At 59.7% G+C, this 26,079-nt stretch carries 23 protein-coding genes; 11 read left to right on the top strand and 12 right to left on the bottom strand.

What is annotated here, in order from left to right; all coding sequences use genetic code 11:
- Positions 1-92 precede the first annotated feature (92 nt).
- From NB311A_RS05630 to lipA, 3 genes are all read right to left on the bottom strand, one after another.
- The gene (locus NB311A_RS05630; RefSeq protein ID WP_009797498.1) at positions 93-560 is read right to left on the bottom strand and encodes a type II toxin-antitoxin system RatA family toxin; all 468 of its coding nucleotides are present in this window, start codon (positions 558-560) and stop codon (positions 93-95) included.
- A complete protein-coding gene (locus NB311A_RS05625; RefSeq protein WP_245256932.1) occupies positions 560-1,003 on the bottom strand; it encodes a DNA topology modulation protein in 444 nt (147 codons plus the stop codon). The genes NB311A_RS05630 and NB311A_RS05625 overlap by 1 nt, the downstream gene beginning before the upstream one ends.
- 95 nt (positions 1,004-1,098) lie before the next feature.
- On the bottom strand, positions 1,099-2,058 hold the full coding sequence (lipA, locus tag NB311A_RS05620) for a lipoyl synthase (protein WP_009797496.1): 960 nt from the start codon (positions 2,056-2,058) through the stop codon (positions 1,099-1,101).
- Between the two features lie 123 nt (positions 2,059-2,181).
- Here lipA and NB311A_RS05615 point away from each other — a divergent pair, with 123 nt between their 5' ends.
- The gene (locus tag NB311A_RS05615; RefSeq protein WP_009797495.1) at positions 2,182-2,808 is read left to right on the top strand and encodes a DNA-3-methyladenine glycosylase; all 627 of its coding nucleotides are present in this window, start codon (positions 2,182-2,184) and stop codon (positions 2,806-2,808) included.
- On the opposite strand, the gene NB311A_RS05610 is transcribed toward NB311A_RS05615, so the two are convergent.
- The 4 genes from NB311A_RS05610 to NB311A_RS05590 all read right to left on the bottom strand — a co-directional run bounded on the left by NB311A_RS05610 (position 2,789) and on the right by NB311A_RS05590 (position 9,681).
- The gene (locus tag NB311A_RS05610) at positions 2,789-3,955 is read right to left on the bottom strand and encodes a CynX/NimT family MFS transporter (protein WP_040674054.1); all 1,167 of its coding nucleotides are present in this window, start codon (positions 3,953-3,955) and stop codon (positions 2,789-2,791) included. The two genes, NB311A_RS05615 and NB311A_RS05610, sit on opposite strands and share 20 nt — an antisense overlap.
- On the bottom strand, positions 3,952-6,810 hold the full coding sequence (locus tag NB311A_RS05605) for a valine--tRNA ligase (RefSeq protein WP_040674053.1): 2,859 nt from the start codon (positions 6,808-6,810) through the stop codon (positions 3,952-3,954). Before NB311A_RS05605 ends, NB311A_RS05610 begins: the two co-directional genes overlap by 4 nt.
- 526 nt (positions 6,811-7,336) lie before the next feature.
- The gene (locus NB311A_RS05595) at positions 7,337-7,996 is read right to left on the bottom strand and encodes a PopZ family protein (RefSeq protein ID WP_040674050.1); all 660 of its coding nucleotides are present in this window, start codon (positions 7,994-7,996) and stop codon (positions 7,337-7,339) included.
- Between the two features lie 266 nt (positions 7,997-8,262).
- A complete protein-coding gene (locus NB311A_RS05590; protein WP_040674049.1) occupies positions 8,263-9,681 on the bottom strand; it encodes a TolC family outer membrane protein in 1,419 nt (472 codons plus the stop codon).
- A gap of 487 nt (positions 9,682-10,168) precedes the next feature.
- On the opposite strand from NB311A_RS05590, the gene rpmG reads away from it, so the two are divergent.
- Complete coding sequence (gene rpmG, locus NB311A_RS05585; RefSeq protein ID WP_007603295.1) at positions 10,169-10,336, top strand: 50S ribosomal protein L33; 168 nt, start codon at positions 10,169-10,171, stop codon at positions 10,334-10,336.
- 300 nt (positions 10,337-10,636) lie between these two features.
- Here rpmG and NB311A_RS05580 read toward each other — a convergent pair whose 3' ends face one another.
- The 3 genes from NB311A_RS05580 to NB311A_RS05570 form a co-directional block, all read right to left on the bottom strand.
- Complete coding sequence (locus NB311A_RS05580) at positions 10,637-10,969, bottom strand: antibiotic biosynthesis monooxygenase (RefSeq protein ID WP_009797490.1); 333 nt, start codon at positions 10,967-10,969, stop codon at positions 10,637-10,639.
- Positions 10,970-11,089: 120 nt separating this feature from the next.
- Positions 11,090-11,293 carry a cold-shock protein gene (locus NB311A_RS05575; RefSeq protein ID WP_040674074.1) on the bottom strand — a complete coding sequence of 68 codons (204 nt, stop codon included), beginning with the start codon at positions 11,291-11,293 and terminating at the stop codon, positions 11,090-11,092.
- Positions 11,294-11,475: 182 nt separating this feature from the next.
- Positions 11,476-11,967, bottom strand: coding sequence for a single-stranded DNA-binding protein (locus NB311A_RS05570; protein ID WP_009797488.1), 492 nt, complete (start codon positions 11,965-11,967; stop codon positions 11,476-11,478).
- Positions 11,968-12,355: 388 nt separating this feature from the next.
- Between NB311A_RS05570 and NB311A_RS05565 the strand changes: the two genes are divergently transcribed.
- From NB311A_RS05565 to NB311A_RS05540, 6 genes are all read left to right on the top strand, one after another.
- Positions 12,356-13,129 carry an outer membrane protein gene (locus NB311A_RS05565; protein ID WP_009797487.1) on the top strand — a complete coding sequence of 258 codons (774 nt, stop codon included), beginning with the start codon at positions 12,356-12,358 and terminating at the stop codon, positions 13,127-13,129.
- Positions 13,130-13,417: 288 nt separating this feature from the next.
- Positions 13,418-16,516: an excinuclease ABC subunit UvrA gene (uvrA, locus tag NB311A_RS05560; RefSeq protein ID WP_040674073.1), complete on the top strand. Its 3,099-nt coding sequence runs from the start codon at positions 13,418-13,420 to the stop codon at positions 16,514-16,516.
- A 219-nt stretch (positions 16,517-16,735) separates the two neighbouring features.
- Positions 16,736-17,266, top strand: a complete 531-nt coding sequence (locus NB311A_RS05555) for a BA14K family protein (RefSeq protein WP_083780384.1) — start codon at positions 16,736-16,738, stop codon at positions 17,264-17,266.
- Between the two features lie 855 nt (positions 17,267-18,121).
- Complete coding sequence (locus tag NB311A_RS05550; protein WP_009797484.1) at positions 18,122-21,868, top strand: vitamin B12-dependent ribonucleotide reductase; 3,747 nt, start codon at positions 18,122-18,124, stop codon at positions 21,866-21,868.
- Positions 21,834-22,148, top strand: coding sequence for a DUF4160 domain-containing protein (locus NB311A_RS22880; RefSeq protein WP_371256460.1), 315 nt, complete (start codon positions 21,834-21,836; stop codon positions 22,146-22,148). Before NB311A_RS05550 ends, NB311A_RS22880 begins: the two co-directional genes overlap by 35 nt.
- On the top strand, positions 22,129-22,377 hold the full coding sequence (locus NB311A_RS05540) for a DUF2442 domain-containing protein (protein WP_040674048.1): 249 nt from the start codon (positions 22,129-22,131) through the stop codon (positions 22,375-22,377). The genes NB311A_RS22880 and NB311A_RS05540 overlap by 20 nt, the downstream gene beginning before the upstream one ends.
- A gap of 82 nt (positions 22,378-22,459) precedes the next feature.
- On the opposite strand, the gene NB311A_RS21780 is transcribed toward NB311A_RS05540, so the two are convergent.
- The gene (locus tag NB311A_RS21780; RefSeq protein ID WP_009797480.1) at positions 22,460-22,615 is read right to left on the bottom strand and encodes a hypothetical protein; all 156 of its coding nucleotides are present in this window, start codon (positions 22,613-22,615) and stop codon (positions 22,460-22,462) included.
- Between the two features lie 49 nt (positions 22,616-22,664).
- The gene (locus NB311A_RS05535; protein ID WP_040674047.1) at positions 22,665-23,375 is read right to left on the bottom strand and encodes an ROK family protein; all 711 of its coding nucleotides are present in this window, start codon (positions 23,373-23,375) and stop codon (positions 22,665-22,667) included.
- Between the two features lie 269 nt (positions 23,376-23,644).
- Between NB311A_RS05535 and yghU the strand changes: the two genes are divergently transcribed.
- From yghU to fabA, 3 genes are all read left to right on the top strand, one after another.
- Positions 23,645-24,517: a glutathione-dependent disulfide-bond oxidoreductase gene (gene yghU / locus NB311A_RS05530; RefSeq protein WP_009797478.1), complete on the top strand. Its 873-nt coding sequence runs from the start codon at positions 23,645-23,647 to the stop codon at positions 24,515-24,517.
- A gap of 46 nt (positions 24,518-24,563) precedes the next feature.
- Complete coding sequence (gene fabG, locus NB311A_RS05525; protein WP_009797477.1) at positions 24,564-25,244, top strand: 3-oxoacyl-ACP reductase FabG; 681 nt, start codon at positions 24,564-24,566, stop codon at positions 25,242-25,244.
- A 292-nt stretch (positions 25,245-25,536) separates the two neighbouring features.
- The gene (gene fabA / locus NB311A_RS05520) at positions 25,537-26,079 is read left to right on the top strand and encodes a bifunctional 3-hydroxydecanoyl-ACP dehydratase/trans-2-decenoyl-ACP isomerase (RefSeq protein WP_009797476.1); all 543 of its coding nucleotides are present in this window, start codon (positions 25,537-25,539) and stop codon (positions 26,077-26,079) included.

Here is a 26,079-nt window from a genome sequence, read left to right as displayed (position 1 = left end):
CAGAAGCAGAGCCCTCAGATTTTGATTTGACGCGTTTTCTTCACGCGAACCGGTATCCACTTCGCTCGAAAACGCTATAAGACCTCATCGCGTCAGCTCACCACCTTCGGCGAACCGTAAACAGCGTCGGCGCGTTTCTCGAATGCTGCGGCGAAGCGCTGGAACGCGGTGTCGAACATCGCGCCCATCAGCATCGCCAGCATCCGGCTCTTGAACTCATAGGCGATGAAGAATCCGACATCGCAGCCTTGATCCGGTTTCGGTGCAAAGGTCCAGCGATTTTCCATATGGCTGAACGGCCCGCGCAGATATTCGACGAAGATCTTGAGGTTCGGCCGATCCAGGGTCACTTTGCTCGTAAAGGTCTCCCGCACCAGCTTGAACGACACGGTCATATCGGCAACTACGACTTCCTTGCCGTCGGCTGCGGTGGTGCGCTGACGTACCTTCAGCGATTGGCATAACGGAACGAATTCCGGATAACGCTCGACGTCCGCCACGAGATCGAACATCTCGTTCGCACTGTGACGAACGCGGCGCTTGCTGGAAAACGTCGGCATCAGTGAACGCTCCCTGATGCGGAAAGATTGTGCAGATAGCGATCCGCGTCAGACCGGCGCGTGAAGCGCATGAGAGTTTGATCGGAGCGCAATCCTTGAAGAAAACCCGCCAGCCGCGGTCGCTGCATCTGACGGAAGGTCCAGACATAATGGAGAAATTCGGCATCGAACCGCTCCGGACATTCCGGCGCCATCTCCGGCCGCACCCGCCCGTAGCTCGTCAGAATTCTTATCATAACGCCGATCATACAGGTTCTGCGAGGCAGATCGAACCAGATCGCTGTGTCAGCGAGGGCCCGCCTCAACCCACCCGCATGCGAAAGATAGTTGCCGTCCATAATCCAGCGCTGTGCACTCGCCGCATCGGTCACGCGCTCATCGAATTCGGCGTCCTCCGACGGCATCCATCCGGGCTTCCAGTACAGGGCGTCCAGAGAGATCACGGGGATACCCGTGATCGCCGAAAGTTTTCGCGCGAATGTGGATTTTCCGGACCCTGACGATCCCAAGACGAGGATGCGCTGCATAAGACGCGCGACTAGCGCTCCAGCGCGGCGCGCGCGGCCCGCAGCTTTGCAAAATCCTCGCCGGCGTGATGCGACGAGCGCGTCAGCGGACTCGCCGACACCATCAGAAAGCCCTTGGTGTAAGCGACGGTCTCGTAGCCTGAAAACTCCTCCGGTGTGACGTAGCGCATCACGGCGTGATGCTTGCGGGTCGGTTGCAGGTACTGCCCGATGGTAAGAAAATCGACATCCGCGGATCTCAAGTCGTCCATCACCTGCAAGACTTCGTGACGCTCCTCGCCGAGCCCAACCATGATACCGGACTTGGTGAAGAGCGTCGGATCGATTTCCTTCACTCGCTGCAACAGGCGGATGGAATGAAAATAGCGCGCACCGGGGCGCACCGTCAGGTATCGCGACGGCACGGTTTCGAGGTTGTGGTTGAAGACGTCGGGCTTCGCCGCCACGACCCTTTCCAGTGCCCCTTTCTTGCGGAGGAAGTCCGGCGTCAGGATTTCGATGGTGGTTGTCGGGCAGCACTCGCGGATCGCGCGAATGGTCTGCGCGAAATGTTCCGCGCCTCCGTCGTCGAGGTCGTCGCGATCAACGGATGTGACGACGACGTGCGCCAGCCCCAGCTTGCGCGTCGCCTCGGCCACATATTCGGGCTCGGACGTCTCGAGCGCGCCGGGCATTCCCGTCTTGACGTTGCAGAAGGCGCAGGCGCGGGTGCAGGTGTCGCCCATGATCATGAAGGTGGCGTGTTTCTTGTCCCAGCACTCGCCGATGTTCGGGCAGCCCGCCTCCTCGCATACGGTGACCAGTCCGTTCTCCTTGACGATCCGGCGCGTATCCGCATAGCCGCGCGTGTTCGGTGCGCGCACGCGAATCCAGTCCGGCTTCGGCGGCGAAAGCGCGTCGGGCCGGTTGATCTTTTCCGGATGCCTCGGCCGAACCGGATTGGCGGAAACCGTATCGAGGATGACAACCATTGAATGATCCGGTTATACGGAAGGTCTTACGTAATCCGCGCGGCGCAGGGCCGCAACCCGCTTCGCCAGATCAGCCAGATTATGTAACATATCCCGAAGCCACCCGTCCGCTCCGATTGCCGCATGAAACTGACGCCAAACCTGACATCCGACAGCCCAAATCCGCCTGTTCTCGGCAAACCGCTCAAGCGTGCGTTCTTCAGTCGCAGCGTGCATGACGTGGCTCCCGACCTGATCGGCGCGACGCTGCTGGTCGAAGGCATCGGCGGCATCATCGTCGAGGTGGAGGCCTATCATCACACCGAGCCGGCGGCGCATTCTTATCGAGGACCGACCCCTCGGAACATGGTGATGTTCGGCCCGCCCGGATTCGCCTATGTCTATCGCTCTTATGGCATCCACTGGTGTGTAAACTTTGTCTGCGAAATGGATGGCTCCGCTGCCGCGGTTCTGATCCGCGCGGTGCAGCCGACCCACGGCATTGCGGCGATGCGGCGACGGCGCGGACTGCATGAGGAGCGTTTCCTGTGTTCGGGGCCAGGCAGATTATGCCAGGCGCTCGGCATATCGATCGCGCATAATGCGCTGCCGCTCGATGCGTCCCCCATCGCGCTCTTCCAACGCACAAACGAGGTTGAAGTCGTCGCCGGCGTGCGCATCGGCATTACCAAGGCGGCAGACTTGCCCTGGCGATACGGATTGAAGGGATCGAAATTCCTCAGCAGGCCCTTCAAGAGCGCTGGGTCCTGAAATCGATCCCCAGCGGCAGTACGACCATCGGTACGACGGCAAGACCGATCGGCACGAACGCAAAGACAGCATTGCCGGTAAAATCCCAGACCACCCCGCCAATGATGGAAATCAGCATGGCGATCCCGTAACCGATGGTGAACATTCCGGCTGAGTTGTGAGGAACGTCATCGGGAGCGACCAGCAGGGCCGGTAACGTCAGCACAAGAGTCAGGCCCACGGCGCAGGTGAAGCCCACCAACGCCGCTGAGCCGATGATTATCCAGAGATTTGTCGTCGTCATGACGCCAACGACAGCAAGCAGGCCGAGCACGCCGCAAAGAACGAGCGGCCACCTCCTCCGCTCCAGACGACTCGCCATCAGCATAAGGAGGGCCGAACCCGGTAACTGCCCCAGATTGAGTGCCGATAGCGAAGGCCCGATCAGCTCCGTCTGGCCGTTTTGCAGCAACAGGCCCGGCAGAAACGCATTCGTGCAGAAGTAAAGCTGGTTGTTCGCGCTGGCGACGAGGCCGACTTTCCAGAGCAGCGGATCGCGCCAGTCCGGCATCCAGCGGCTCAGCTGAGCGGATGCATGGCTCCCGTCCGGCCGCGCGACAAAGATGATCAGTGCGATCGCTGCCGCCGCGATCGACCAAAGTTCGAGACTTCCGCGCCACCCGCCTCCCAGCAGGAGCACGGTCCCCGCGGCGAGCACGACCGGAAAGATCTCGCCGCACAGCAATCCGTTGGTGTAGACGGCCGTGGCGAAACCAATCCGGCGAGGAACCCACTGCCGCACCAGCGGCGGAAACGCCGGCTGCATCAGGGCGACGCCCGCCGCCATCAGCGCGGTCGCAGCGAACAGCGTCATTGCGTCGATGGCGAAACCGCGTAGCGCCGAGCCGACTGCTGCGATCAGGAGGCCGACTACGAGCGCCCTGACAGCGCCGACGCGCGCGATCAGCAGCGATCCTGGCACCGCGACAAGCGCGAACAGGCTGACCGGAATCGCATTGAGAATCCCGACCTCGGTTCCCGACAACGCGAGATCGGAAATGATAAGCGCCAGTACCGGCGGCACCGCAAGGATCGTCAGCCGCAGCCCTACGCCCCCAAGCCATAAAAGAGTCAAGGGGCGCAGTGATGACGACCGCGCAACACTCACTCAGCGGCCTTCAATCGCTCCAGCGCCTCGACGAACTTCGCCTTGCGCGCGGCTGCGGCTTCCCGCTTTTCCTTCTCGTCCTCGACGATGTCTTCGGGCGCGTTGGCAACGAAATTCTGATCTGCAAGCTTGAAATCGACGCGATTGATATCGGCGTCAGCCTTGGCGATTTCTTTCCCCAAACGCGTGCGCTGAGCGCCGACGTCGACGATACCTTTCAACGGGAGCGCGATAATTTCACCGCGGATCAGCAGTTGCACGGCGCCTGCCGGTGCCTTGTCTGCGAATGAAATATCCGCAAGCCGGGCCATCCGCTTGATGACGTCGCTCCAGCGCTGTGCCCGCGCCCTGCTCTCGTCGGATGCGCCTGCGAGCACCAGCGGCGCCAGAGTTGCAGGTGGAATATTCATCTCGGCGCGGACGGAGCGAATGGCTGTGACAAGATCGACCACCCAGCCGATCTCGGCTTCGGCGGCGTCGTCACGGAAGTAGGGTTCCAGCAGATCGGTTACTGGTTCTGACCCGCTGAAGGGATCGGCAGCCGCGATCAACGTCCGCCGCTTGCGGGTGAGATCAGCCTTGTTTGGCCACTCTGTCAGGGTCAGCAGTTGAGTCCGCGCCGACGTCACCGCCCATAGCTCCTCTGTGATGAACGGCATGAACGGATGTAAAAGCTTCAGAATTTCATCGCGCGCCCAGGCGACCATCGCGCGAGTCTCGGACTTGGCGGGGCCGTCCTCGCCCGAAATGACAGGCTTTGCGAGTTCAAGATACCAGTCGCAGTAGACATTCCAGACAAAGCGGTAGAGTGCGCCGGCGGCGTCATTGAAACGAGAGGATTCGATGGCCTCGGTGACCTCGCACGTCGCGCGCGCGGTCTCGTGGACGATCCACCGATTGAGCGTTTCCTTTGCAGCCGTCGCATCGAAGTCCGGCGGCAGTACGCACTCGTTCATCTCGGCGAAGCGGCAAGCGTTCCACAGCTTGGTCGCGAAGTTGCGATAGCCTTCGACCCTTTGCGGAGACAGCTTGATATCGCGGCCCTGCACCGCCATCGCGGCGAGCGTGAAGCGCAGGGCATCCGCACCGTATTTGTCGACCAGATGCAGGGGATCAATGACGTTACCCTTCGACTTCGACATCTTGGCGCCCTTCTCGTCGCGAACGAGCGCGTGGATATAGACCGTCGAGAACGGGGCTTGCTGCATGAAGTGGATGCCCATCATCATCATTCGGGCAACCCAGAAGAAGATGATGTCGAAACCGGTGACGAGCACGTTGGTCGGATAATAACGGTTCAGCTCCGGCGTCTTATCCGGCCAGCCGAGCGTCGAGAACGGCCACAGCGCCGAAGAAAACCAGGTGTCGAGCACGTCTTCGTCTCGCGTGATGAAGCCATCACGCTTCGCTGGATCGCGCGCCATCTCGGCGCCCTGCTCCGCTGTAATCACACCCTGCTCGACGTAATAGCCAAGCGCATGACCGATCGCCTCGGCCTCCGTCTCCGCGACGAACACCTTGCCGTCCGGACCATACCAGGCCGGAATCTGATGACCCCACCAGAGCTGCCGCGAGATACACCAGGGCTGGATGTTCTCCATCCACTCGAAGTAGGTCTTCTCCCAGTTTTTCGGCACGAAGGTTGTTTCGCCCGAACGCACCGCGGCCATCGCTGGCCGAGCCAGTTCCTTGGCGTCAACGTACCATTGGTCAGTCAGGTATGGTTCGATGACGGCGTTGGAGCGGTCGCCGTGTGGCACCATGTGCGCATAAGGCTCGATCTTGTCGAGAAAACCTGACTCTTCAAGGCGCGCCACGATCGCCTTGCGCGCGGCGAAGCGATCCATGCCGTCGAACGCGTCAGCCAGCATCAACGCCCCTTCGGGCAGGTCGCGCAGAAAGTCCTCGTTGCCGGACAGCATGAGCCGGCCTTCACGATCGAGCACACTGATCTGCGCCAGGTGGTGGCGCTTTCCGACCTCGAAGTCGTTAAAATCGTGAGCCGGAGTAATTTTGACTGCGCCTGTGCCCTTCTCCGGATCGGCATAGTCGTCGCCAACTATCGGAATGATGCGGCCGACCAGGGGCAGCACGACATTGCTGCCGATCAAGTGTTCGAGCTTCTCGTTGTCAGGGTGCACGGCGACGGCAGTATCGCCCAGCATCGTCTCCGGCCGTGTAGTGGCGACGACGATAAAGGTCGACGAATCGCTCGGATCGAAAGCCTTGCCTTCGATCGGATAGCGCAGATGCCACAGGCTGCCCTTGACCTCGACCTGTTTCACCTCGAGATCGGAGATCGCGGTGAGCAGTTTCGGGTCCCAATTGACCAGCCGCTTGTCCTTGTAGATCAAGCCGGCGCGATGCAGCTCGACAAAAACCTTGGCGACCGCGCGTGACAGCCCTTCGTCCATGGTGAAACGTTCGCGCGACCAATCGCAGGACGCTCCTAACCGTTTCAACTGGTTGACAATTACGCCGCCGCTCTCGGCCTTCCACTGCCAAACTCGCTCGAGAAACCTGGCCCGGCCCATGTCGCGGCGGCCGGGCTCCTGCCGTTCCGCCAACTGCCGCTCCACCACCATCTGGGTCGCGATGCCGGCGTGATCGGTGCCTGGCTGCCATAGAACGTCGCGGCCGCGCATCCGCTCGAAGCGACACAGCACGTCCTGTAAGGTGTTGTTCAGCGCGTGCCCCATGTGCAACGAGCCTGTGACATTCGGCGGTGGAATGACGATCGTGAACGGCTCAGCCTCGCGGCGTTCGGGCCGGCCAGCTTCGAACGCGCCGGCCTCTTCCCAAGCGCGGGACATTCGACATTCAATTTCAGATGGCTGGTAAGTTTTTTCGATCATGGCAATCACAGTCAGGGCGGTTCAGGTCGATGCAGGGAATAAATCCATTGACTCTAAAAGCCTTTCAGGGCGCATCAAGTCAACAAGACCACCGAATAAACCGGCCTTGGCGTATTCCGCGAAAGTTGATACCGGCTTTGCGATCAAAATACGCGCCAGTTATTTGATCGAGAGCATTTTCTTACGAGACTTCACTTAAAGCTTTCTGCTTCTCATTGAATCGGAAGCGAGGCTCTATGATTTTGATTTGACGCGGTTTCTTCACGCAAACCGCTATCCACTTCGTCGGAAAATGCTTTAGAGTCTGTTTCAACCACGTTAGAGTCTGTTTCAACCACGTTGAATCAGAATCGTCGCTTATCTTTTTGTTTGAGCGCGATCTTTTCCGAAAACCGGTTTTCACTTTTCGGGATCATGCTCTCGCCGGAAAATGCTCCGGAACGCAGAGGTAGGTTCCAGGCATCAGGGGCCGGTTCGACCTTCCGCTTCGAGGGCTGCCGGGCTGTTCCGGCTCCGTAGACGGAGATTACGGGCGCCCGCGCGAGACCCGCTCGATTTCAGCCTTGACGATGCGCTCCACCAACCCCGGCAGGTTGTCATCGAGCCAGGACTTCAGCATCGGACGCAGCATCTCCTTGACCAGATCCTCTAGTGTGCGAGCGTTGTTGGTCAACACGGTGCTGGCAAGTGAGTTGAAAGCGGTTTCGACCGCAGACACTGTCGAATGCGACAGAATTTGCGCTGCCGGTGCGGCATCTGGATTGGGCGGACGAGCGACAGCAGGAGGATCCGGCGGGGCAGTCGCGGCCTGTGCAGCCTCGGCGAATTCCAAATCGTCCTGAGGCTCGATTTTCTGAAAAGCCGCCTGCGGAGCATTCGGCACGGCCATTTCATCCGTTAGTTCGAAAACCTCGTCAGCCTGGGCAGGCCGGACTTCCTCCTCGGTGGTTGCGGCGTCGAGGTTCGCAAGCATCGCGTCAATATCGTCCTGGCTATTGGCGCCGTCAGCATTCGCGGGAGTGGCCGGCTTAGCGACGGAAGGGGTGGATTGAGGTTTTGCTACAGCTGTCTCAGCGACGGCTAAGCCTCCAGCCGCCGCGGGCTTTTCATCATCCGCGATGATGCGACGGATCGACGCCAGAATCTCCTCCATAGAGGGCTCCGGGACCTTTGCAGGTTGCGTCATGTCCAACTCCACATCTGTCGCGGCCCTGGCCTCAAGCGATGAAGGACTTTCCGAGGTGCGGCGTCGATTTCGATCGCAACCGGATTTATTCCCCAAGAAAGCGTTGCGAACCGGTGGCGACCCCAATTCTTCGCCCGAACTTCCGCAGCAAGATCCGATAAACGCCGACTGTGGTCCGAATCGCTTCCCGATCCTGTGGAAGGGTACGGCATGGCAACAATTGATTGCAAGCAACGGGACTGTGGACGCGGCCACAGTCGACGCGATCACTGTCCGTCCGGCGTACGCATACCAGCCCAACTGTCGCGAACCTGATGGTAGTGGACACTCGGATCGTACACCGTGGTGTTTAGCTTCAGCACCTGCGGCGACAGTCGACCAACGGCATTCAAAACCGCATAGGAAGCGACCACGCGATCATGTTGAGCTGTCACCAGCGCTACGCGGGCGCTGACGAGCGTCTGTTGCGCGACCAACACGTCGAACGTGGTCCGTTGCCCGGCCTTGGCTTCTTCGCGGATGCCGTTGACCGCAATCTCGGACGCCTCAACCTGAGCCTGGGCCGACTTCACCTGCAACTTGGTCGCGACGAGCTGGCCCCACGCCTGCACCACGCTGGCGCGCGCCTGATTGCGAACCTGTTCGAGAGTGAGACGTTGTTGGGCCAGCGTTTCCTTGGACTGGCGGATCAGCGAATATTCAGCGCCGCCCTGATAGATCGGCACCGTCACCTGTGCGATCGCAGATGCGAAAAGCTGTTTCGGTATCGTGAGCTGCTGATCATAGCCTTGTTGCACGCTGGCCTGGAGCGTCAGACTCGGGAACAGCGCACCCTCTGCAACCTTGATCTGCAAGTGACTGATGTCGATGCCATACATCGCCGCGGTTACGTTGGGATTTTGGGTAAGGGCAAGATCCACGGCGCCTGCGAGCGTTGCCGGCAGGTAGCGATCGACCGGCGACCCCGGCGCCAATTGCCCGGGTTCGTTGCCAACTATGCGCCGAAAATTCGCGCGCGTGGTCGTGAGGGTGGATTCAGCAGCCATAAGCTGCGTACGGCCGGCGGCGAGTTGCGCCTCCGATTGCGCCACGTCGGTTCGGGTCACCTCGCCGACATTGAAACGATCACGCGTCTGCTTCAGCGTCTCCTCGAGCACGCGGACATTGCTGCGCTGAACTTCCACAATGGCGGAATCCCGCAGATAATCCATGTAGATGGTTGCCGCAGAGAGGAGAACGGTCTGCTCGAGAACTCTTAATCCCTCGCGCGCGGCCGAAACCTGTCCTTCCGCCGCACGGGTCCTGTTAGCAGCCTGGAAACCGTCAAAGAGCGTCTGTGAAACCGTGGCGCCGACAGACACAGGTAGCCGATCACCCTTGAGCCTCGCCTGCAAGTTGCCCACCAAACCCTGGTTCGGCAGACCCTGGCTAACAGTGAGGTCGCTATGCTGATAGCCGCCACTCGCGGTTATGGCGACTCTGGGCCGATAGCCCGACAGGGCTTGGGGCACACTTTCATCGGTGACACGAACCGCGGCGCGCTGCGCGTTGAGTTGAGGGTTGCTCTGGTACGATCGCACAAGTGCCGACTCGATGGTGTCGGCAACGCCCCGTGTCGCCGCCCCCGGTGACGCCGTCGCAAGAGCCAACACGGCGGCCCCGGCCACCAGTCTCACACCACCCATCCGCGAAGTTCCATTCTTCATCTTAACCAGATGCACACGAGGCGGAACTCTACGCCGGATCCCCCTCGAGTCCCCCGCGCGAAACATATTCATCGTCGGGGTAATAAGGAAACCCCTTTGGGGCAGACTCAGCGGAAACTCTGTGGCTGGGGCGTTGGAGCCACACTTGGCGCTCCGCTCATACTTAAATGGCCAACCAGCCCCAGTCGAAGCACATCTCTTTCAATCCTGTCGCCTTCCATACAAATTAAACGAACAAGATCCGAAAAATATACAAAAGCGGACAATACGATGACAATCGATTCAAGAATCAGATGTGGAGTGCGCCCGAAACACCGGGCGCCGGCGAGCCAACGCCGGGTGGGACCGATTTTAGCGTCGTGAACTTCGAAATCCTTGACTTTCGATGTTTCGGGGCTAGTTTGCCCGCTAAATGCAGGCCTGATGCGGGCCAGCTTTCCATTTTCCCGACATCAAGGGTTTGCACATGGCCAAGGCGGTCACCATCAAGGTCAAGCTCGTTTCCAGTGCTGACACAGGCTTTTACTACGTAGCTAAAAAGAATTCGCGCACCATGACCGACAAGCTGGTCAAGAAAAAATACGATCCGGTCGCGCGCAAACACGTCGAATTTCGCGAAGCTAAGATCAAGTAGGATCGATTCCCGGGATCGGAGCGCAGCTTCCGGGCTCTGGAGTCTGAATTCAACTGCGTTGGATTAGACTCGTCGTTTATCTATTTGTTTGAGCATGATCTTTTCCGAAAACCAGTTCCCACATCTCGGGATCATGCTCTGAAGCCTTCCCGCTTTGATCGAATCAGAAGCGGGGCTCTCTATGATTTTGATCTGACGGGTTTTCTTCACGCAAAATCCGCCAGTCCTCACTGGCGGAATCGGCCGCTTAAAAGTGGCTGGGCTGCGTCAGCACGAGCGCGACATGTCGTTGTTCTGCGGTTACCCGCGCTGGGTTGCAGAACTGGTCACAGTCTGAAGCGTCTCGAATTTTTCCAATTGAGGGTGACCTAGATAGAGAGGCTTATTGCCTCCCGCGCTGGCGTGAGCGGCTCGAAACGCCTCTGATTTCGTCCATGCCTCGAAGGAGCCGCGGTTCTGCCAGATCGTGTGAGAGGCATATAGCGTGTGATCTTCCGCTTCAGGTCCACGCAACAGATGAAACTCAACGAATCCAGGTACGTCCGCTAGATAACTGTCACGCGAGAGCCAGACCTGTTCAAAAGCCGCTTCATTTCCCTTGATGACGCGGAACCGATTCATGGCGATGAACATCCGACAAAAATCTCCTGGTGTGTATCCGCTCTAACATAAGCGCCCTTGAAGAAAGCGGGAGCGCGGAACGCATTTGCGTCCGACGTAAAACCCGCCGGTCGTGACCGGCGGGTAGAAAGGTCAACCTACCCTAAGGTTTTCAGCCGACTCCTTGCCACGGTTGGCGACGACCTCGTAGGATATCTTGTCGCCTTCATTGAGCGAGTTAAGGCCGGCCCTCTCCACCGCCGAAATATGGACAAAGACGTCCTTGCCGCCGCTGTCGGGCTGAATGAAACCATAGCCTTTTTGCCCGTTGAACCACTTCACAGTACCAGTCGCCACGTTGGTCATCTCCAAAACATTTAAGGACGTTGATCACATGCCAACCAATGACTGAATGCAAGAGAAACCCGCCGGCTCATCACCGGCGGGGCAGTGCTTTCAACGTGTTCGTTTCGGGTGGGCGGGCCAGCATCGAATGCGCCAGCGACATTTTCAATATTTTCGTAGGCGGGGGACTTCCCTCAAAACGGAATATCGTCGTCCATGTCGGCGTTGTGACTGCCCGTGGCCACGGCGCGGCGCGGCGCACCGCCGGACGGACGCCCGGACCCAAAGTCGCCGCCGGAATCGTCAGATCCGAAATTGCCGCCACCACCGCTGTTGCGGCCATCGAGCATTGTCAGAGTCGAATTGAAATTCTGTAGCACAACTTCGGTCGAGTATTTTTCGACGCCGTTCTGGTCGGTCCATTTACGGGTCTGCAACTGCCCCTCGATGTAGACCTTCGAGCCCTTTTTCAGATACTGCTCAACAACCTTGCAGAGGCCTTCGTTGAAAATCACGACGCGGTGCCACTCAGTCTTCTCCTTGCGCTCGCCGCTGGTCCTGTCGCGCCAGGTTTCAGAGGTGGCGATCCGCAGATTGGCGATCGGCCGTCCATCCTGGGTCCGCTTGATTTCCGGGTCGGCGCCAAGATTGCCGATCAGAATAACCTTGTTCACGCTACCCGCCATCGCCGCTCTCCAATGTCCCCGTCCCGATATTGCTAGCCCAAAGCCGACGCTAGCCCCGTTGCCGCTCAAATCCCCTCAAGTCAAGCCGTGACGGCATCCGAACAACCTACACTCCCGTCGTTGCGCCGAGAGGCTATTCGCCAGGTTATCCACCGACGGCGTATCAGTACAGTGTTCGTTATTTGTTCTCAACGGGAAACAAGAGCAAAATCGGGACGCATCTCTAAAGAGGCGCACCGCGTGCGGAACAGACTGATTTGATTTGGAGTGTTGCATTTGAGAGACGGCATTTTGCCACACCAAAGCGTATAGTGATTCATGAATTCGGGGTAACGACCAGCGTTCGCGCCTTAGTTGTTGAAAATAAAGCCAAATCCGGGGATTTGAAATGAACAAGTTACTGATCGGGGCCGTCGGTGCTCTTGCTATTGGCCTTGGCGCGGCGCCCGCCACCGCGGCCGACCTTGCCCCGCGTACTTATACGAAGGCTCCTCCTCCGATGATGGCCGCGATTTACGACTGGAGCGGTTTCTATATCGGTGCGAACGGTGGTTGGGGATCGAGCAGGAATTGCTGGAACTTCACCACGCCCGCGGGTGCCTTCGTAGCGAATGAGGGTTGCCATGATGCGACCGGAGGCACGGCTGGTGGCCAGATCGGCTATCGCTGGCAGTCCACCAACTGGGTGTTCGGCCTTGAAGCGCAGGGCAACTGGGCCGATCTGAGCGGTCGCCGTGCCAGCCTCGCCTTCCCAGCCTTCACCAACGACAGCCATCTCGGCGCCTTCGGCCTATTCACCGGCCAGATCGGTTACGCCTGGGATGCCACATTGCTTTACGTGAAGGGCGGCGCCGCCGTGACGTCCAACCGATACCGGAGCCTTGCTACCCTGACCGGTGCTCAGGTGACCAACGACGTCAATAATTCCCGCTGGGGTGCTACGGTCGGTGTCGGCCTGGAGTATGGTTTCGCGCCAAACTGGTCGCTTGCATTCGAGTACGATCACATCTTCATGGGCAACAGCAGAACGACCTTCATCAACAATGGCGTAGCCGGAGCAGCCGGTACGCTATTTGGAACCGACAATATCAGCCAGGACGTGGACCTCGTCACCGCGCGCATCAACTACCGCTGGGGTGGCCCGGCCATTGCGCGGTATTGATCGCATCTGATCCGACTTTCCTGAAAAACTTTGAAAGGCCGGCTTTTGCCGGCCTTTTTGTTTGAGCGCCGGTGTCGCAAGCAGAAAAACGCGCCAGCAGGCAACATGCCGATCCTGGCCGGGCTGTCTCTCCTGATGAAACCGGGGATGATCGCTGACGCCCTCTGGAAATCGTGCGCCGTTCTATCTACGTTCCCACAGACTGCCACAAACGACGTCACTCCGGGATTTCGTCCGTGTGGCGCGTTCAAACGCGGCGCGGCTTTTGCGCCCCGGAAAAGCCCTGTCATGGACGAAGTCATCAAGGCGAAGCGGCAACAATTGAGTCCCGCGAGTCGCGCCATCACGATTCGTGGGGCTCGCGAGCACAACCTGAAGAACGTCGATCTCGAGATCCCGCGTGATAAGCTTGTGGTGTTCACCGGCCTCTCCGGCTCCGGCAAATCCTCGCTGGCGTTCGACACCATCTATGCCGAGGGTCAACGCCGCTATGTCGAATCCCTGTCGGCTTACGCGCGTCAGTTTCTGGAGATGATGCAGAAGCCCGATGTCGATCAGATCGACGGGCTGTCGCCGGCGATTTCCATTGAACAGAAAACCACTTCGAAGAATCCGCGCTCGACAGTGGGGACCGTCACCGAGATCTACGACTACATGCGGCTGCTGTGGGCGCGCGTTGGCGTGCCTTATTCGCCCGCGACCGGCCTGCCGATCGAAAGCCAGACAGTATCGCAGATGGTCGACCGGGTATTGGCGCTGCCCGATGGCACGCGACTCTATCTGCTGGCGCCGGTCATTCGCGGCCGAAAGGGCGAATATCGAAAAGAGCTGGCGGAGTATCTCAAGAAGGGTTTTCAGCGCGTCAAGATCGACGGTGCATTCTATGAACTCGCCGATGTTCCTGCGCTGGATAAGAAGACTCCGCACGACATCGACGTGGTGGTCGACCGTATCGTCGTGCGGCCGGACCTGGGCCAGCGGCTGGCTGAGTCGTTCGAGACTGCCTTGAAACTCGCAGAAGGCTTGGCGGTGATCGAATATGCGGATGCTCCCGCCGCTTCTCTTTCTGTCACCTCCCCTCTTGAGGAGAAGGTCGGCGCCAAGCGCCGGGAGGGGAGTAAGCTACGGGCGCCGGCGCCTGAGGACGCCTCCCGCCCCAACCCTTCTCCTCAAGGGGGGAAGGAGCAGGCAGAATCCGGGATAAAGAAGGCCGCAAAGATTCACTCTCAACTCGCCGGCCCCGAACGCATCCTTTTCTCGGAAAAGTTCGCGTGTCCCGTGTCCGGCTTTACGCTCCCGGAGATCGAGCCTCGGCTGTTTTCATTTAATAATCCCTACGGCGCCTGCCCAAAATGCGGTGGCCTCGGTATCGAGCAGCATGTCGATGAAGATCTCGTCATACCGAACAGGGAATTGACACTGCGCAAAGGCGCGATCGCACCCTGGACGAAATCGTCGTCGCCCTATTACCTGCAGACCCTGACCGCGCTCGGAAAATTCTACAAGTTCACGCTGGATACCAAATGGAAAGACCTGCCGAAGAAGACGCAGGCCGCGCTTTTGCATGGTTCGGGCGACAACGAGATCAAGTTTTCCTATGAAGACGGCGTACGTTGCTACGAAACCAGGAAACCGTTCGAGGGCATTATCCCCAATATCGATCGCCGTTATCGCGAGACCGAAAGCGAATGGGCGCGCGAGGAGCTTGGAAAATACTTCTCCGATGTGCCATGCGATTCCTGCAAGGGCTATCGACTCAAGCCGGAGGCGCTGTGCGTCAGGATCGGGAACAGGCACATCGGCGAGATCAGTGAACTGTCGATCCGGCGTGCCGGCGAATGGTTCGAGGCGGTTCCGGCAATGCTTTCGGCGCAGCAGAACGAGATTGCCGGCCGCGTCTTGAAGGAGATCCGCGAGCGGCTGTCGTTTCTGCTTGATGTCGGTCTCAGCTATCTCACGCTGTCGCGCGCTTCCGGCACGCTGTCCGGTGGCGAGAGCCAGCGCATACGGCTTGCTTCGCAGATCGGTTCAGGCCTGACCGGCGTACTCTATGTGCTGGACGAGCCTTCCATCGGCTTGCACCAGCGCGACAATGCCCGCCTGCTCGAAACTCTGAAGCGGCTGCGCAATCTCGGCAATACGGTCATCGTTGTCGAACACGACGAGGACGCTATCCGCCTCGCCGACCATGTGCTCGATATCGGGCCCGGCGCCGGCGTTCACGGTGGCCATATCGTCGCGCAGGGCACGCCAGCCGACATCATGCGCCACCCGAAGTCGCTGACCGGCAAGTATCTGACCGGCGAACTGGCTGTCGAGGTGCGGGATCGGCGGCCGCCGAACCATCGCCGCACCATCAAGGTGGTCAACGCGCATGGCAACAACCTCAAGAACGTCACCGCGGAAGTTCCGCTCGGCCTGTTTACCTGCATCACTGGTGTTTCCGGCGGCGGCAAGTCGACGCTGCTGATCGACACGCTTTACAAGGCGATCGCGCGGAAACTGAATAATGCGAGCGATCCTCCCGCGCCGCATGACCGTATCGAGGGCCTGGAGCATATCGACAAGATCATCGATATCGACCAGTCGCCGATCGGGCGCACGCCGCGCTCCAATCCAGCAACCTACACCGGCGCCTTTACGCCGATCCGTGAGTGGTTCGCCGGACTGCCGGAAGCCAAGGCCCGCGGTTACGCGCCAGGCCGGTTCTCGTTCAATGTCAAAGGTGGGCGTTGCGAGGCCTGCCAGGGCGACGGGGTCATCAAGATCGAGATGCACTTCCTGCCTGATGTTTACGTCACCTGCGACACCTGCAAGGGCAAGCGCTACAATCGCGAGACGCTGGAGGTGCTGTTCAAAGGCAAGTCGATTTCGGACGTGCTCGACATGACGGTCGAGGAAGCCGCCGAATTTTTCAAGGCGGTACCGCGCGTGCGCGAAACCTTCAAGACGCTGCATCGCGTTGGCCTTGACTACATTCATGTAGGGCAACAGGCCACCACATTGTCCGGCGGCGAGGCGCAGCGCGTTAAACTCGCCAAGGAACTGTCGAAACGCGCGACCGGCCGCACACTCTACATTCTGGACGAACCAACAACCGGCCTGCATTTCCATGATGTAAAGAAACTTCTTGAAGTTCTTCATGAACTGGTCGCGCAGGGTAATACAGTGGTGGTGATCGAACACAACCTTGAAGTCATCAAGACCGCGGACTGGGTGATCGATCTTGGCCCCGATGGTGGAGACGGTGGCGGGGAGATTGTGGCGTGGGGACCGCCGGAAGACATTGTGAAAGCGCCGCGCAGCCATACCGGGGATTTTTTGAAGCCGGTGCTGGAGAAGGCAGGAAAGCCGAAGCGAAATAGAGCAGATGCAGCGGCCGAATGACGCACCGCGGCGCGATCTTGTGAACGATAAACTTAAGTATGAAGATTTGTTCTTATATATCTAATCCTGAATGTTATTTCATAAGAAGTGTTCGTTGGGGCTGAATTCGTGCGCCGGAGATGGAACATTCCATAAAGCCGGTTGTGGAACTCTCCGCCTATCGCCACGTTTCGTTCGTGAGCGAGCCTCAATTACAAAGATCCGACATGGAGTTGCGATATGTTCAGTTTCAAACCAGTACTGGCAGCGGCCGTCATAGCCGTTGCGGCACCACTGGCCATTACGTCGCCAAGCTTTGCTCAGGGATTGGGAACAAAGGCCCAGGGATTCGCGGGCGGTGGCGTTAGCATCGGAGGCGGTGGCGGCGGCTGGCGCGGCGGACATCACATGGGCCGAGGCTGGCGTGGCGGACATTATATGGGCATGGGTCGAGGCTGGCGCGGCGGCGGGTTTGGCTGGCGCCGTGGTTGGGGCTGGGGCGGTGGGTTTTATCCCGGCTTTATTGGCGGCGGCTTATGGGGCGGCCCTTGGGGAGGTTGGGGTGGCGGTTGGGGTTGGGGCGGCGGTTGGGGATCGCCCTTTTATTCATTCTCCCCCATGTACTCCGATTACGGATATTACGACGATGGCCCGACCGCCGTCCAAAGCAGCGGCAGGGATGTCTCGTATTGCCGACGGCGGTTCAAATCATACGACGTGCGGTCCGGAACCTATTTAGGCCGCGACGGCAAACGCCATCGTTGCCCATAACGGCCCAACACCTAGAGCGTTTTCGAGCGAAGCGGACACCGGTTCGCGTGAAGAAAACGCGACAAAACAAAATCATAGAGCCGGCTTCTGATTCTATCAGAAGCGGAAGGGCTCTAGGACTTGGATATTCAGGAGCGGTGCGAAAGCACTGCTCCTTTGTTTTGTCCTCCCTGTTGAGGCGTTCGGATGCTCCGCCACGAAGCGGAAGTCACGAAATAGATCCCCTCGCCGTGTCCCGGCACACCACGCTATCGGCCGACGGGTCTGTCACGCGTCGTGAGTCGCGCCTTTAGCAATCCCTCGTCTGCAATAAAGAATTGCCTTGTGAACAGCGGGCGAAATTCATCCGAGCAGGGCTATTTCAAGAATTTCCCAATTGGGAATCCTTGAAGACTCGCTGATACTTGAAGTGACTCAAGGCGCGGTTCGATCCTTGGCTTCTTCCTTTTTCACCATATTTAGTATTTGATTCACGGCTCCGCACTAATCCTTGACGTGCGCAAGGGAGTCGCCCTAGCTTCGATCCTGTCCGGCGCAAGTGGTTTTGGGTTTCCGCCGGCCGCTCCTGAAGGGGATCAAGATCGGACGCTCCGTCCGCCGGGGAGGCAGCGGAGGGTGGATAATGTCTGCTCTGAGCCTGGGGGCATCAGGAACGCCAAAAGCCGGATCCAAGCCGGCGCAAATGGGGATGCGAGGCGTTGAGTCCGGAATAGCTTCGGGCCGTAAGGTCCGGGGCGGGAAATCGGACTCCAGATAGGGCCGGTTCTAATCGGCCAAACCGCGGACGCGAAGTTCGCGAATGGAAACCGCCGATGCCGCTGGAAGCGGTGACGAACTGTTACGGGGGACGAAACAATGCGATTCGAACGGCGCTACACCAGGGACGGTCAATCACCCTATGCCGGGATCGATTTCCGGCTGACCACGAGCGAGATCCGGAATCCGGATGGCTCGGTGGTGTTTCGCCTCGAGAATGTGGAAGTGCCGGAATCCTGGTCGCAGGTTGCTTCCGATGTGCTGGCGCAGAAGTATTTCCGGAAAGCCGGCGTCGCGGCGCGCCTTAAGAGGGTCGAGGAGGAAACGGTCCCTTCGTGGCTGTGGCGTTCGGTCCCCGACACCGACGCGCTCGCCGCCCTCCCCGAGAACGAACGCATCGTTGGAGAAATCTCGGCCAAGCAGGTGTTCGATCGGCTTGCCGGCTGCTGGACCTATTGGGGCTGGAAAGGCGGCTACTTCACCTCCGAAGACGACGCGCGGGCTTTCAACGACGAACTGCGCTACATGCTGGCGCGGCAGATGGTGGCGCCGAACTCGCCGCAGTGGTTCAACACCGGCCTGCATTGGGCCTACGGCATCGACGGCCCCGGCCAGGGCCATTACTACGTCGACTTCAAGACCGGCAAGATGACCAAGTCGAAGTCGGCCTATGAACATCCGCAGCCGCATGCCTGTTTCATCCAGGGTATCGAGGATGATCTCGTCAACGAAGGCGGCATCATGGATCTGTGGGTGCGCGAGGCCCGCCTGTTCAAATACGGCTCCGGCACCGGCTCCAACTTCTCGCGGCTGCGCGGCGAAGGCGAACGTCTCTCGGGCGGCGGCCGCTCCAGCGGACTGATGAGTTTCCTCAAGATCGGTGACCGCGCCGCCGGCGCCATCAAGAGCGGCGGCACCACGCGCCGCGCCGCCAAGATGGTGGTGGTCGATGCCGATCATCCGGATATCGAGCAGTATATCGACTGGAAGGTGAAGGAGGAGCAGAAGGTCGCCGCTCTCGTCACCGGTTCAAGGATCAACCAGAAGCACCTCAAGGCGGTGATGCGCGCCTGCGTCAACTGCGAGGGCTCGGGTGACGACTGCTTCGTGCCGGAGAAGAACCCGGCGTTGCGCCGTGAGATCAAGCTCGCCCGCCGCGCCCAGGTTCCTGACAATTACATCAAGCGCGTCATTCAGTTCGCCCGGCAAGGCTACAAGGAGATCGACTTCCCGGTCTACGACACCGACTGGGACTCGGAAGCCTATCTCACCGTCTCCGGCCAGAACTCCAACAATTCGGTATCGCTGAAGGACGACTTTCTGCGCGCGGTCGAGACCGATGGCGACTGGAATCTGATCGGACGCACCAACAGGAAGGTGACGAAAACCCTCAAGGCGCGCGAGCTTTGGGAAAAGATCGGTTACGCCGCCTGGGCCTCGGCCGATCCCGGCCTGCACTTCAACACCACGATGAACGACTGGCACACCTGCAAGGCGTCCGGCGACATCCGCGCGTCGAATCCGTGCTCGGAATACATGTTCCTCGACGATACCGCCTGCAACCTTGCCTCCGCCAACCTGATCACGTTCTACGACACCGCTTCGAGGCGGTTTGATGTCGACGCCTATGAGCACACTGTTCGTCTCTGGACCGTGGTGCTGGAAATCTCGGTGCTGATGGCGCAGTTCCCGTCCAAGGCGATCGCGGAGCTGTCTTACGAATTCCGTACGCTGGGGCTCGGCTTCGCCAACATCGGCGGCCTCCTGATGACCATGGGCCTGTCCTATGATTCAAAGGAAGGCCGCGCGCTGTGCGGCGCGCTGACCGCGATCATGACCGGCATCGCCTACAAGACTTCCGCCGAGATGGCCGGCGAACTCGGCGCCTTCCCCGGCCACAAGAAGAATGCCGGCCACATGTTGCGCGTGATCCGCAATCACCGCCGCGCCGCGCACGGTCAGTCCAATGGCTATGAGGCGCTCGCGGTCAATCCGGTGCCGCTCGACCATGCCTCCTGCCCGCAAGCGAACCTCATCGCCCATGCGACCAGGGCGTGGGACGATGCGCTCGCGCTCGGCGAGCAGCACGGCTACCGTAACGCACAGGTTACCGTGGTGGCGCCGACCGGCACCATCGGCCTGGTCATGGACTGCGACACCACCGGCATCGAGCCCGACTTCGCGCTGGTGAAATTCAAGAAGCTCGCCGGCGGCGGCTACTGGAAGATCATCAACCGCGCGGTGCCGGAAGCGCTGCGCGCGCTCGGCTATCGCGAGAGCGAAATCGCCGAGATCGAGGCCTATGCGGTCGGTCACGGCTCGCTGTCCAACGCGCCGGGCATCAACGTCTCCACCCTGAAAGCCAAGGGTTTCACCGACGAGGCCATCGCGAAGGTGGAGAAGGCGCTCCCGACAGCGTTCGACATCAAGTTCGCTTTCAACAAATGGACGTTCGGCGAAGACTTCATCCGCGACACGCTCGGCGTCGACGCCGACGCCCTCGCCTCGCCGGCCTTCGACCTGCTCGCCGCGATCGGCTTCAGCAGGCGCGAGTGTGAGGCCGCCAATGTGCACATCTGCGGCGCGATGACGGTGGAAGGCGCGCCGCACCTCAAGGCCGAGCATTATCCGGTGTTCGACTGCGCCAACCCCTGCGGCAAGATCGGCAAGCGCTATCTCTCGGTCGAAAGCCACATCCGCATGATGGCGGCCTCGCAGCCGTTCATCTCGGGCGCGATCTCGAAAACCATCAACATGCCGAACGACGCCACCGTGGAAGACTGCAAGTCGGCCTATCTGCTGTCGTGGAAGCTCGCGTTGAAAGCTAATGCGCTCTACCGCGACGGATCGAAACTGTCCCAGCCGCTCAACTCGCAACTCATCGCCGACGATGACGGTGATGACGACGCGATCGAGGCGCTGATGGACAAGCCGATGGCCGCGCGCGCCACGCAGGTGGCGGAAAAGGTCGTCGAGAAGCTGGTGGAACGCATCGTCGTGCTGCGCGAGCGCGAGAAGATGCCGGACCGCCGCAAGGGCTACACCCAGAAGGCCGTGGTCGGCGGACACAAGGTCTACTTGCGCACCGGCGAATACGACGACGGCCGCCTGGGCGAAATTTTCATCGACATGCACAAGGAAGGCGCGGCGCTACGCTCCTTCATCAACAACTTCGCCATCGCGGTGTCGCTCGGTCTGCAATACGGCGTGCCGCTGGAGGAATATGTCGACGCCTTCACCTTCACCCGCTTCGAGCCGGCAGGACCGGTGCAGGGCAACGATTCGATCAAATACGCGACCTCGATTCTCGACTACGTGTTCCGCGAACTCGCGGTCAGCTACATGGGCCGCTACGACCTCGCCCATGTCGATCCGTCGGAAACCGGCTTTGACGCGCTCGGCAAGGGCGTGGTCGAAGGCAAGACGCCGGAAGGCCAGCACGCCACCCGCTATGTCTCCAAGGGCCTGACCCGCTCGCGCACCGAGAATCTCGTCGTGATGCGCGGGGGCTCTTCTCCCTCTCCCCTCGCCGCAGACGGTCGAAGTGCGGGGGCAACCAACGTGACCGCCCTCTCCTCCTCGCGCACCGGCGACACGCTCGAAGGCGCGACCGCGCGGAAGCAGGAAACCGAGCACGATCTCTCGCCGACCGAACGGCTGGAACAGCAACAGAGAGGCAAGGCCGCCGCGCATGCAACCGCACCGACCAAGGCCGAGCGCCGCGCGGAAGCGAAAGCAAGGGGCTATGAGGGCGAGATGTGCTCGGAGTGCGGCAACTTCACGCTGGTGCGCAACGGCACCTGCATGAAGTGTGATACGTGCGGAAGCACCACGGGGTGTTCGTGAAGTTGAAGTGGAACGCAATCACGGTGACTTTCCATGCCGGTGGTCTTTTCGGGAGGATGGTCTTCGCTATTATTTCTTTTCAAACGAGGGACAGCCGCCGGAGCCGATCCATGTGCATGTCAGGGGACGTGGCTGCGACGCCAAAATATGGCTCGCACCCGACATCTCGATAGCGGAAAGTTACGGGTTCAACTCGCGCGAACTTTCGAATATTCTGCACATAGTTGCGGAAAACCGCGATTTGATCGTGAGAGCCTCGCATGAGCATTTCGGCATCTAGCGTTCGTTTCGACGAACATACGATGTGGGTCGAACTGACCGATGGCCGTACGGTCGGCGTACCGCTGGCATGGTTTCCACGGCTGTTGAAGGCGACACCCGCGCAACGCGACAAGGTTGAGATCAGCCGCGTCGGGCTGCACTGGAACGACCTCGACGAGGACATTTCGATTGCGGGCATTCTGGCTGGACGCGGCGACGTCACGCATCGCCCGGATCATGCGGCGTGATGTGCAATGATGGCGCCCACCAAGGCGGCATCGCCGATCAGACTATCGCACAAGCCCAGCAGGCTCATCAACGGCAAGCCCATCAAATGCCGAGCTGTTTGATAACCACCAATCCGGCGAAGAAAGCAACAAGCAGTAGCGCGCCGCCTGTCACATAGATGGTCTTGCGGCGTTTGCTCATATTCGGCGATCCATTGTATTCTCGCGTCGAGTTGCGCCATTCCCTGAAATCGTTCATTGTTCAAACCTCCGTCGCCGCCGGCCCAAGCCCCACGCGCAGGAAGCGCTTAACGCACCCTTGCCCGCGCGTCCACACCGGTCTGATCCCATAACCGAAACCCGCCCTCGAACGCATCCGCGTTATCGCCGCGACGCGATTTAGGCGGCAGCTTGTCGAGATGCTTGACGTTGCCCCCTCCGATCAGCACCTCGTCCGGCTCCAGCGCGGCCGTAAGCTGCCCGACGATATCGGCGACATGCTTGCGCCACCTCTTGTTGCCAAGGCGCTTGCGTCCCGCCTTCCCGGCGTAATCCTCGTAAGTCTTTCCTTTGAGATACGGCAGGTGGGCCAATTCCATCGGCTCCAGTTCGCCATCCACGATCATCGCCGAGCCAAGCCCGGTGCCGAGCCCCAGAAACAGCATTCGTCCGCCGCGATACCCGCCGAGCGCCTGCATCAACGCATCGTTGACGACACGGGTCGGCTTGCCGAACGCCTTCGGGAAATCGAAACCCTTCCATCCCGCGCCGAGATTGAAGGGCTCGCGCAGTGGGCGATTGCCGCAGACCGGGCCGGGATAGCCGATCGAAATGACGTCGTAGGACCAATCCTTCGTCAGCGCCTTGACCTTGCGCACCATCTCCTTAGCCGTGAGATCGGGCTCGGATTCGAATTCGCATTTTATACGGCCGTTGCTCGTCATCATCTTGACGTGGGACCCGCCGATGTCGATCGTGAGTATGGTCCGCTTCATTTGGCGGGAGCGTTCTGCCTTCATGGTCCGTTCTCAAAACATCTGATGTCCGGCGCTTCAAAAGCGCCGGTCACAAACGGTAGCGCTTCTCGATTGCTCCCCGCTTGCGGCCATTCAAATTCAAGCCTAACTACTAGAGCCTTTCCGCTTCTGATTGAATTAGAAGCGAAGCCCTAGATTGTTGTTTTGACGCGTTTTTTTCCGCGAACGGGTATCCACTTCGCTTGAAAACGCTATAGCTGCGGTATCCCACCTGTCTCACTATCATACTCGCGCTTCCGGAGTGCCTCTTGATGACCGACGCCCCCTATACGCCGCCCAAAGTCTGGACCTTCGACAAGGAGGATGGCGGCAGATTCGCTTCGGTCAACCGTCCGACCGCGGGTGCGACTCACGAAAAGGTGCTGCCTGTCGGCAAACACCCGTTTCAACTTTATTCGCGGGGAACGCCAAACGGCCAGAAGGTCACCATCATGTTCGAGGAATTGCTGGCGCGCGGCCACACCGGAGCGGAATATGACGCGTGGCTGATCCAGATCGACGGCGAGCAATTCGGTTCGGGTTTCGTCGAGGTCAATCCGAATTCGAAGATTCCGGCGCTGATTGACCGCTCAAGACCTGTGCCGTTCCGCGTCTTCGAGTCAGGCGCGATCCTCCTGCATCTTGCCGAGAAGTTCCGCGAGTTTATTCCGAAGGCAACGGCGGCGCGCGCGGAATGCCTGTCCTGGCTGTTCTGGCAGATGGGCAGCGCGCCCTATCTCGGCGGCGGCTTCGGGCATTTCTACCATTATGCGCCGGAGAAGATCGAATACGCCATCAATCGCTTCGCGATGGAAACGAAGCGGCAAATGGACGTGCTGGACCGCCGGCTCAAGGACAATGAGTATCTTGCGGGTAAGGAATACACGATCGCGGATATGGCGGTGTGGCCATGGTATGGCGGCCTGGCCGAGGGGAGGCTTTACGGCGACAGCGCGACCTTCCTCGACGTCCAAAGTTACAAGAACGTGCAACGCTGGACGGCGCAGATCGCCGCGCGGCCCGCAGTGAAGCGCGGCCGCATCGTCAACCGCACCTCCGGTGATCCCGCAAGCCAGCTTCACGAGCGCCACGACGCCTCCGATTTCGCGACCCGGACGCAGGACAAGCTGGTGAAGCAGGGTTGACGCCTGCCCTCCTCATTTGCAGCCATTCCGGCTGGAGGATCATTCAATGCAAGGAAAGGTCATCGCCATCACCGGAGCCTCCGGCGCGCTGGGCAAGGTGGTTGTGGAATCCGCCATCGCGCGCGGCGCCGGGGTAGCCTGCATCAATCGGGCTGCTGCGAGCAGCGGTGCAACCGCCAAGCGGATCGAACTTGGCGGCGTTGATCTGACCGACCCCGCGCAAGCTCTGCACGCTGTCGATGCGGCGGCTGCGCATTTCGGCCGCCTCGACGCTCTCGTTAATGTTGCGGGCGCGTTCGCGTTCGAAACCGTCGCCGACGGCGACCCGAAAACCTGGCAGCGCCTTTACGCGATCAACGTGACGACCGCGCTGAACACCTCGCGGGCCGCGATCCCGCATCTGGTCGCATCCGGCGCCGGACGCATCGTCAATATCGGCGCGACCGGAGCGATACAGGCCGGTGCCGGCATGGGAGCCTATGCCGCCTCGAAAGCGGCCGTGCACCGACTGACCGAAGCGCTTGCTTCCGAGTTGAAAGGCAAGGTGACCGTCAATGCCGTCCTGCCCTCGACAATTGACACACCAGCCAACCGCAAGGACATGCCCAAAGCGGATTTCGCAACGTGGGTGACAGCGGATGAACTCGCGAATGTCATCCTGTTTCTGACAAGCGATGCGGCTAGCGGCGTCACCGGAGCGCTGCTTCCCGTGCGTGGCCGCGTTTGAAGCGCGCTTCCATCGCTATATATAATTATATATAACAATATGCGGACCTAGAGCTTTTCCACTTCTGACGGAATCAGAAGTGTGGCTCTATGATTTGATCCGACGTGTTTCTTCACGCGAACTGATATCCACTTCGCTCGAAAGGGCTTTCAGAACCCAGCTTCACAGACTCTTGCACTTCTATCGCAGCGTGTGATGATGCTACAAATACCATCTCGGGTAGTAACAACGATCCCCAATCTTGGTTTTGCGGTTTCCCTTCTTCGGACTTCTCGGCGGAGATCAGCATCGAATGCCTAGCCTTCGCAGCAGCTATGACTACGAGGACTTGCTGGCTTGCGGCCGCGGCGAAATGTTCGGCCCCGGCGAACCCAAACTTCCATTGCCGCCGATGCTGATGTTTGATCGCATCACGGAGATCACGGAAGACGGCGGGAAATACGGGCGCGGGCTGGTGCGCACTGAACTCGACATCAAACCGGACCTCTGGTTCTTCCACTGTCATTTCCAGAATGATCCGGTGATGCCAGGTTGTCTTGGTCTCGATGGACTTTGGCAGATGGTCGGATTTTATCTGGTCTGGCTTGGCCGCGACCGAAATGTACGGGCTCGCGCGCTCGGTCTTGGCGATTTGAAGTTTACAGGTCAGGTATTGCCGCATGCCCGCAAGATATCCTACACGGTCGACATCAAACGGGTGATGCGTTCGAAGCTGGTGATGGCGATTGCCGACGGCACGGTAAGCGCCGACGGCGATATGATCTATTACGCCAAAGATCTTCGGCTCGGCCTGTTCAAAAACCTTTCTGAATCGCCGATTGAGCCGACGAGCTGA

It is taken from the genome of Nitrobacter sp. Nb-311A (assembly GCF_000152905.1).
Lineage (GTDB): Bacteria > Pseudomonadota > Alphaproteobacteria > Rhizobiales > Xanthobacteraceae > Nitrobacter.
This window is presented reverse-complemented; position numbering and strand designations above follow the sequence as displayed.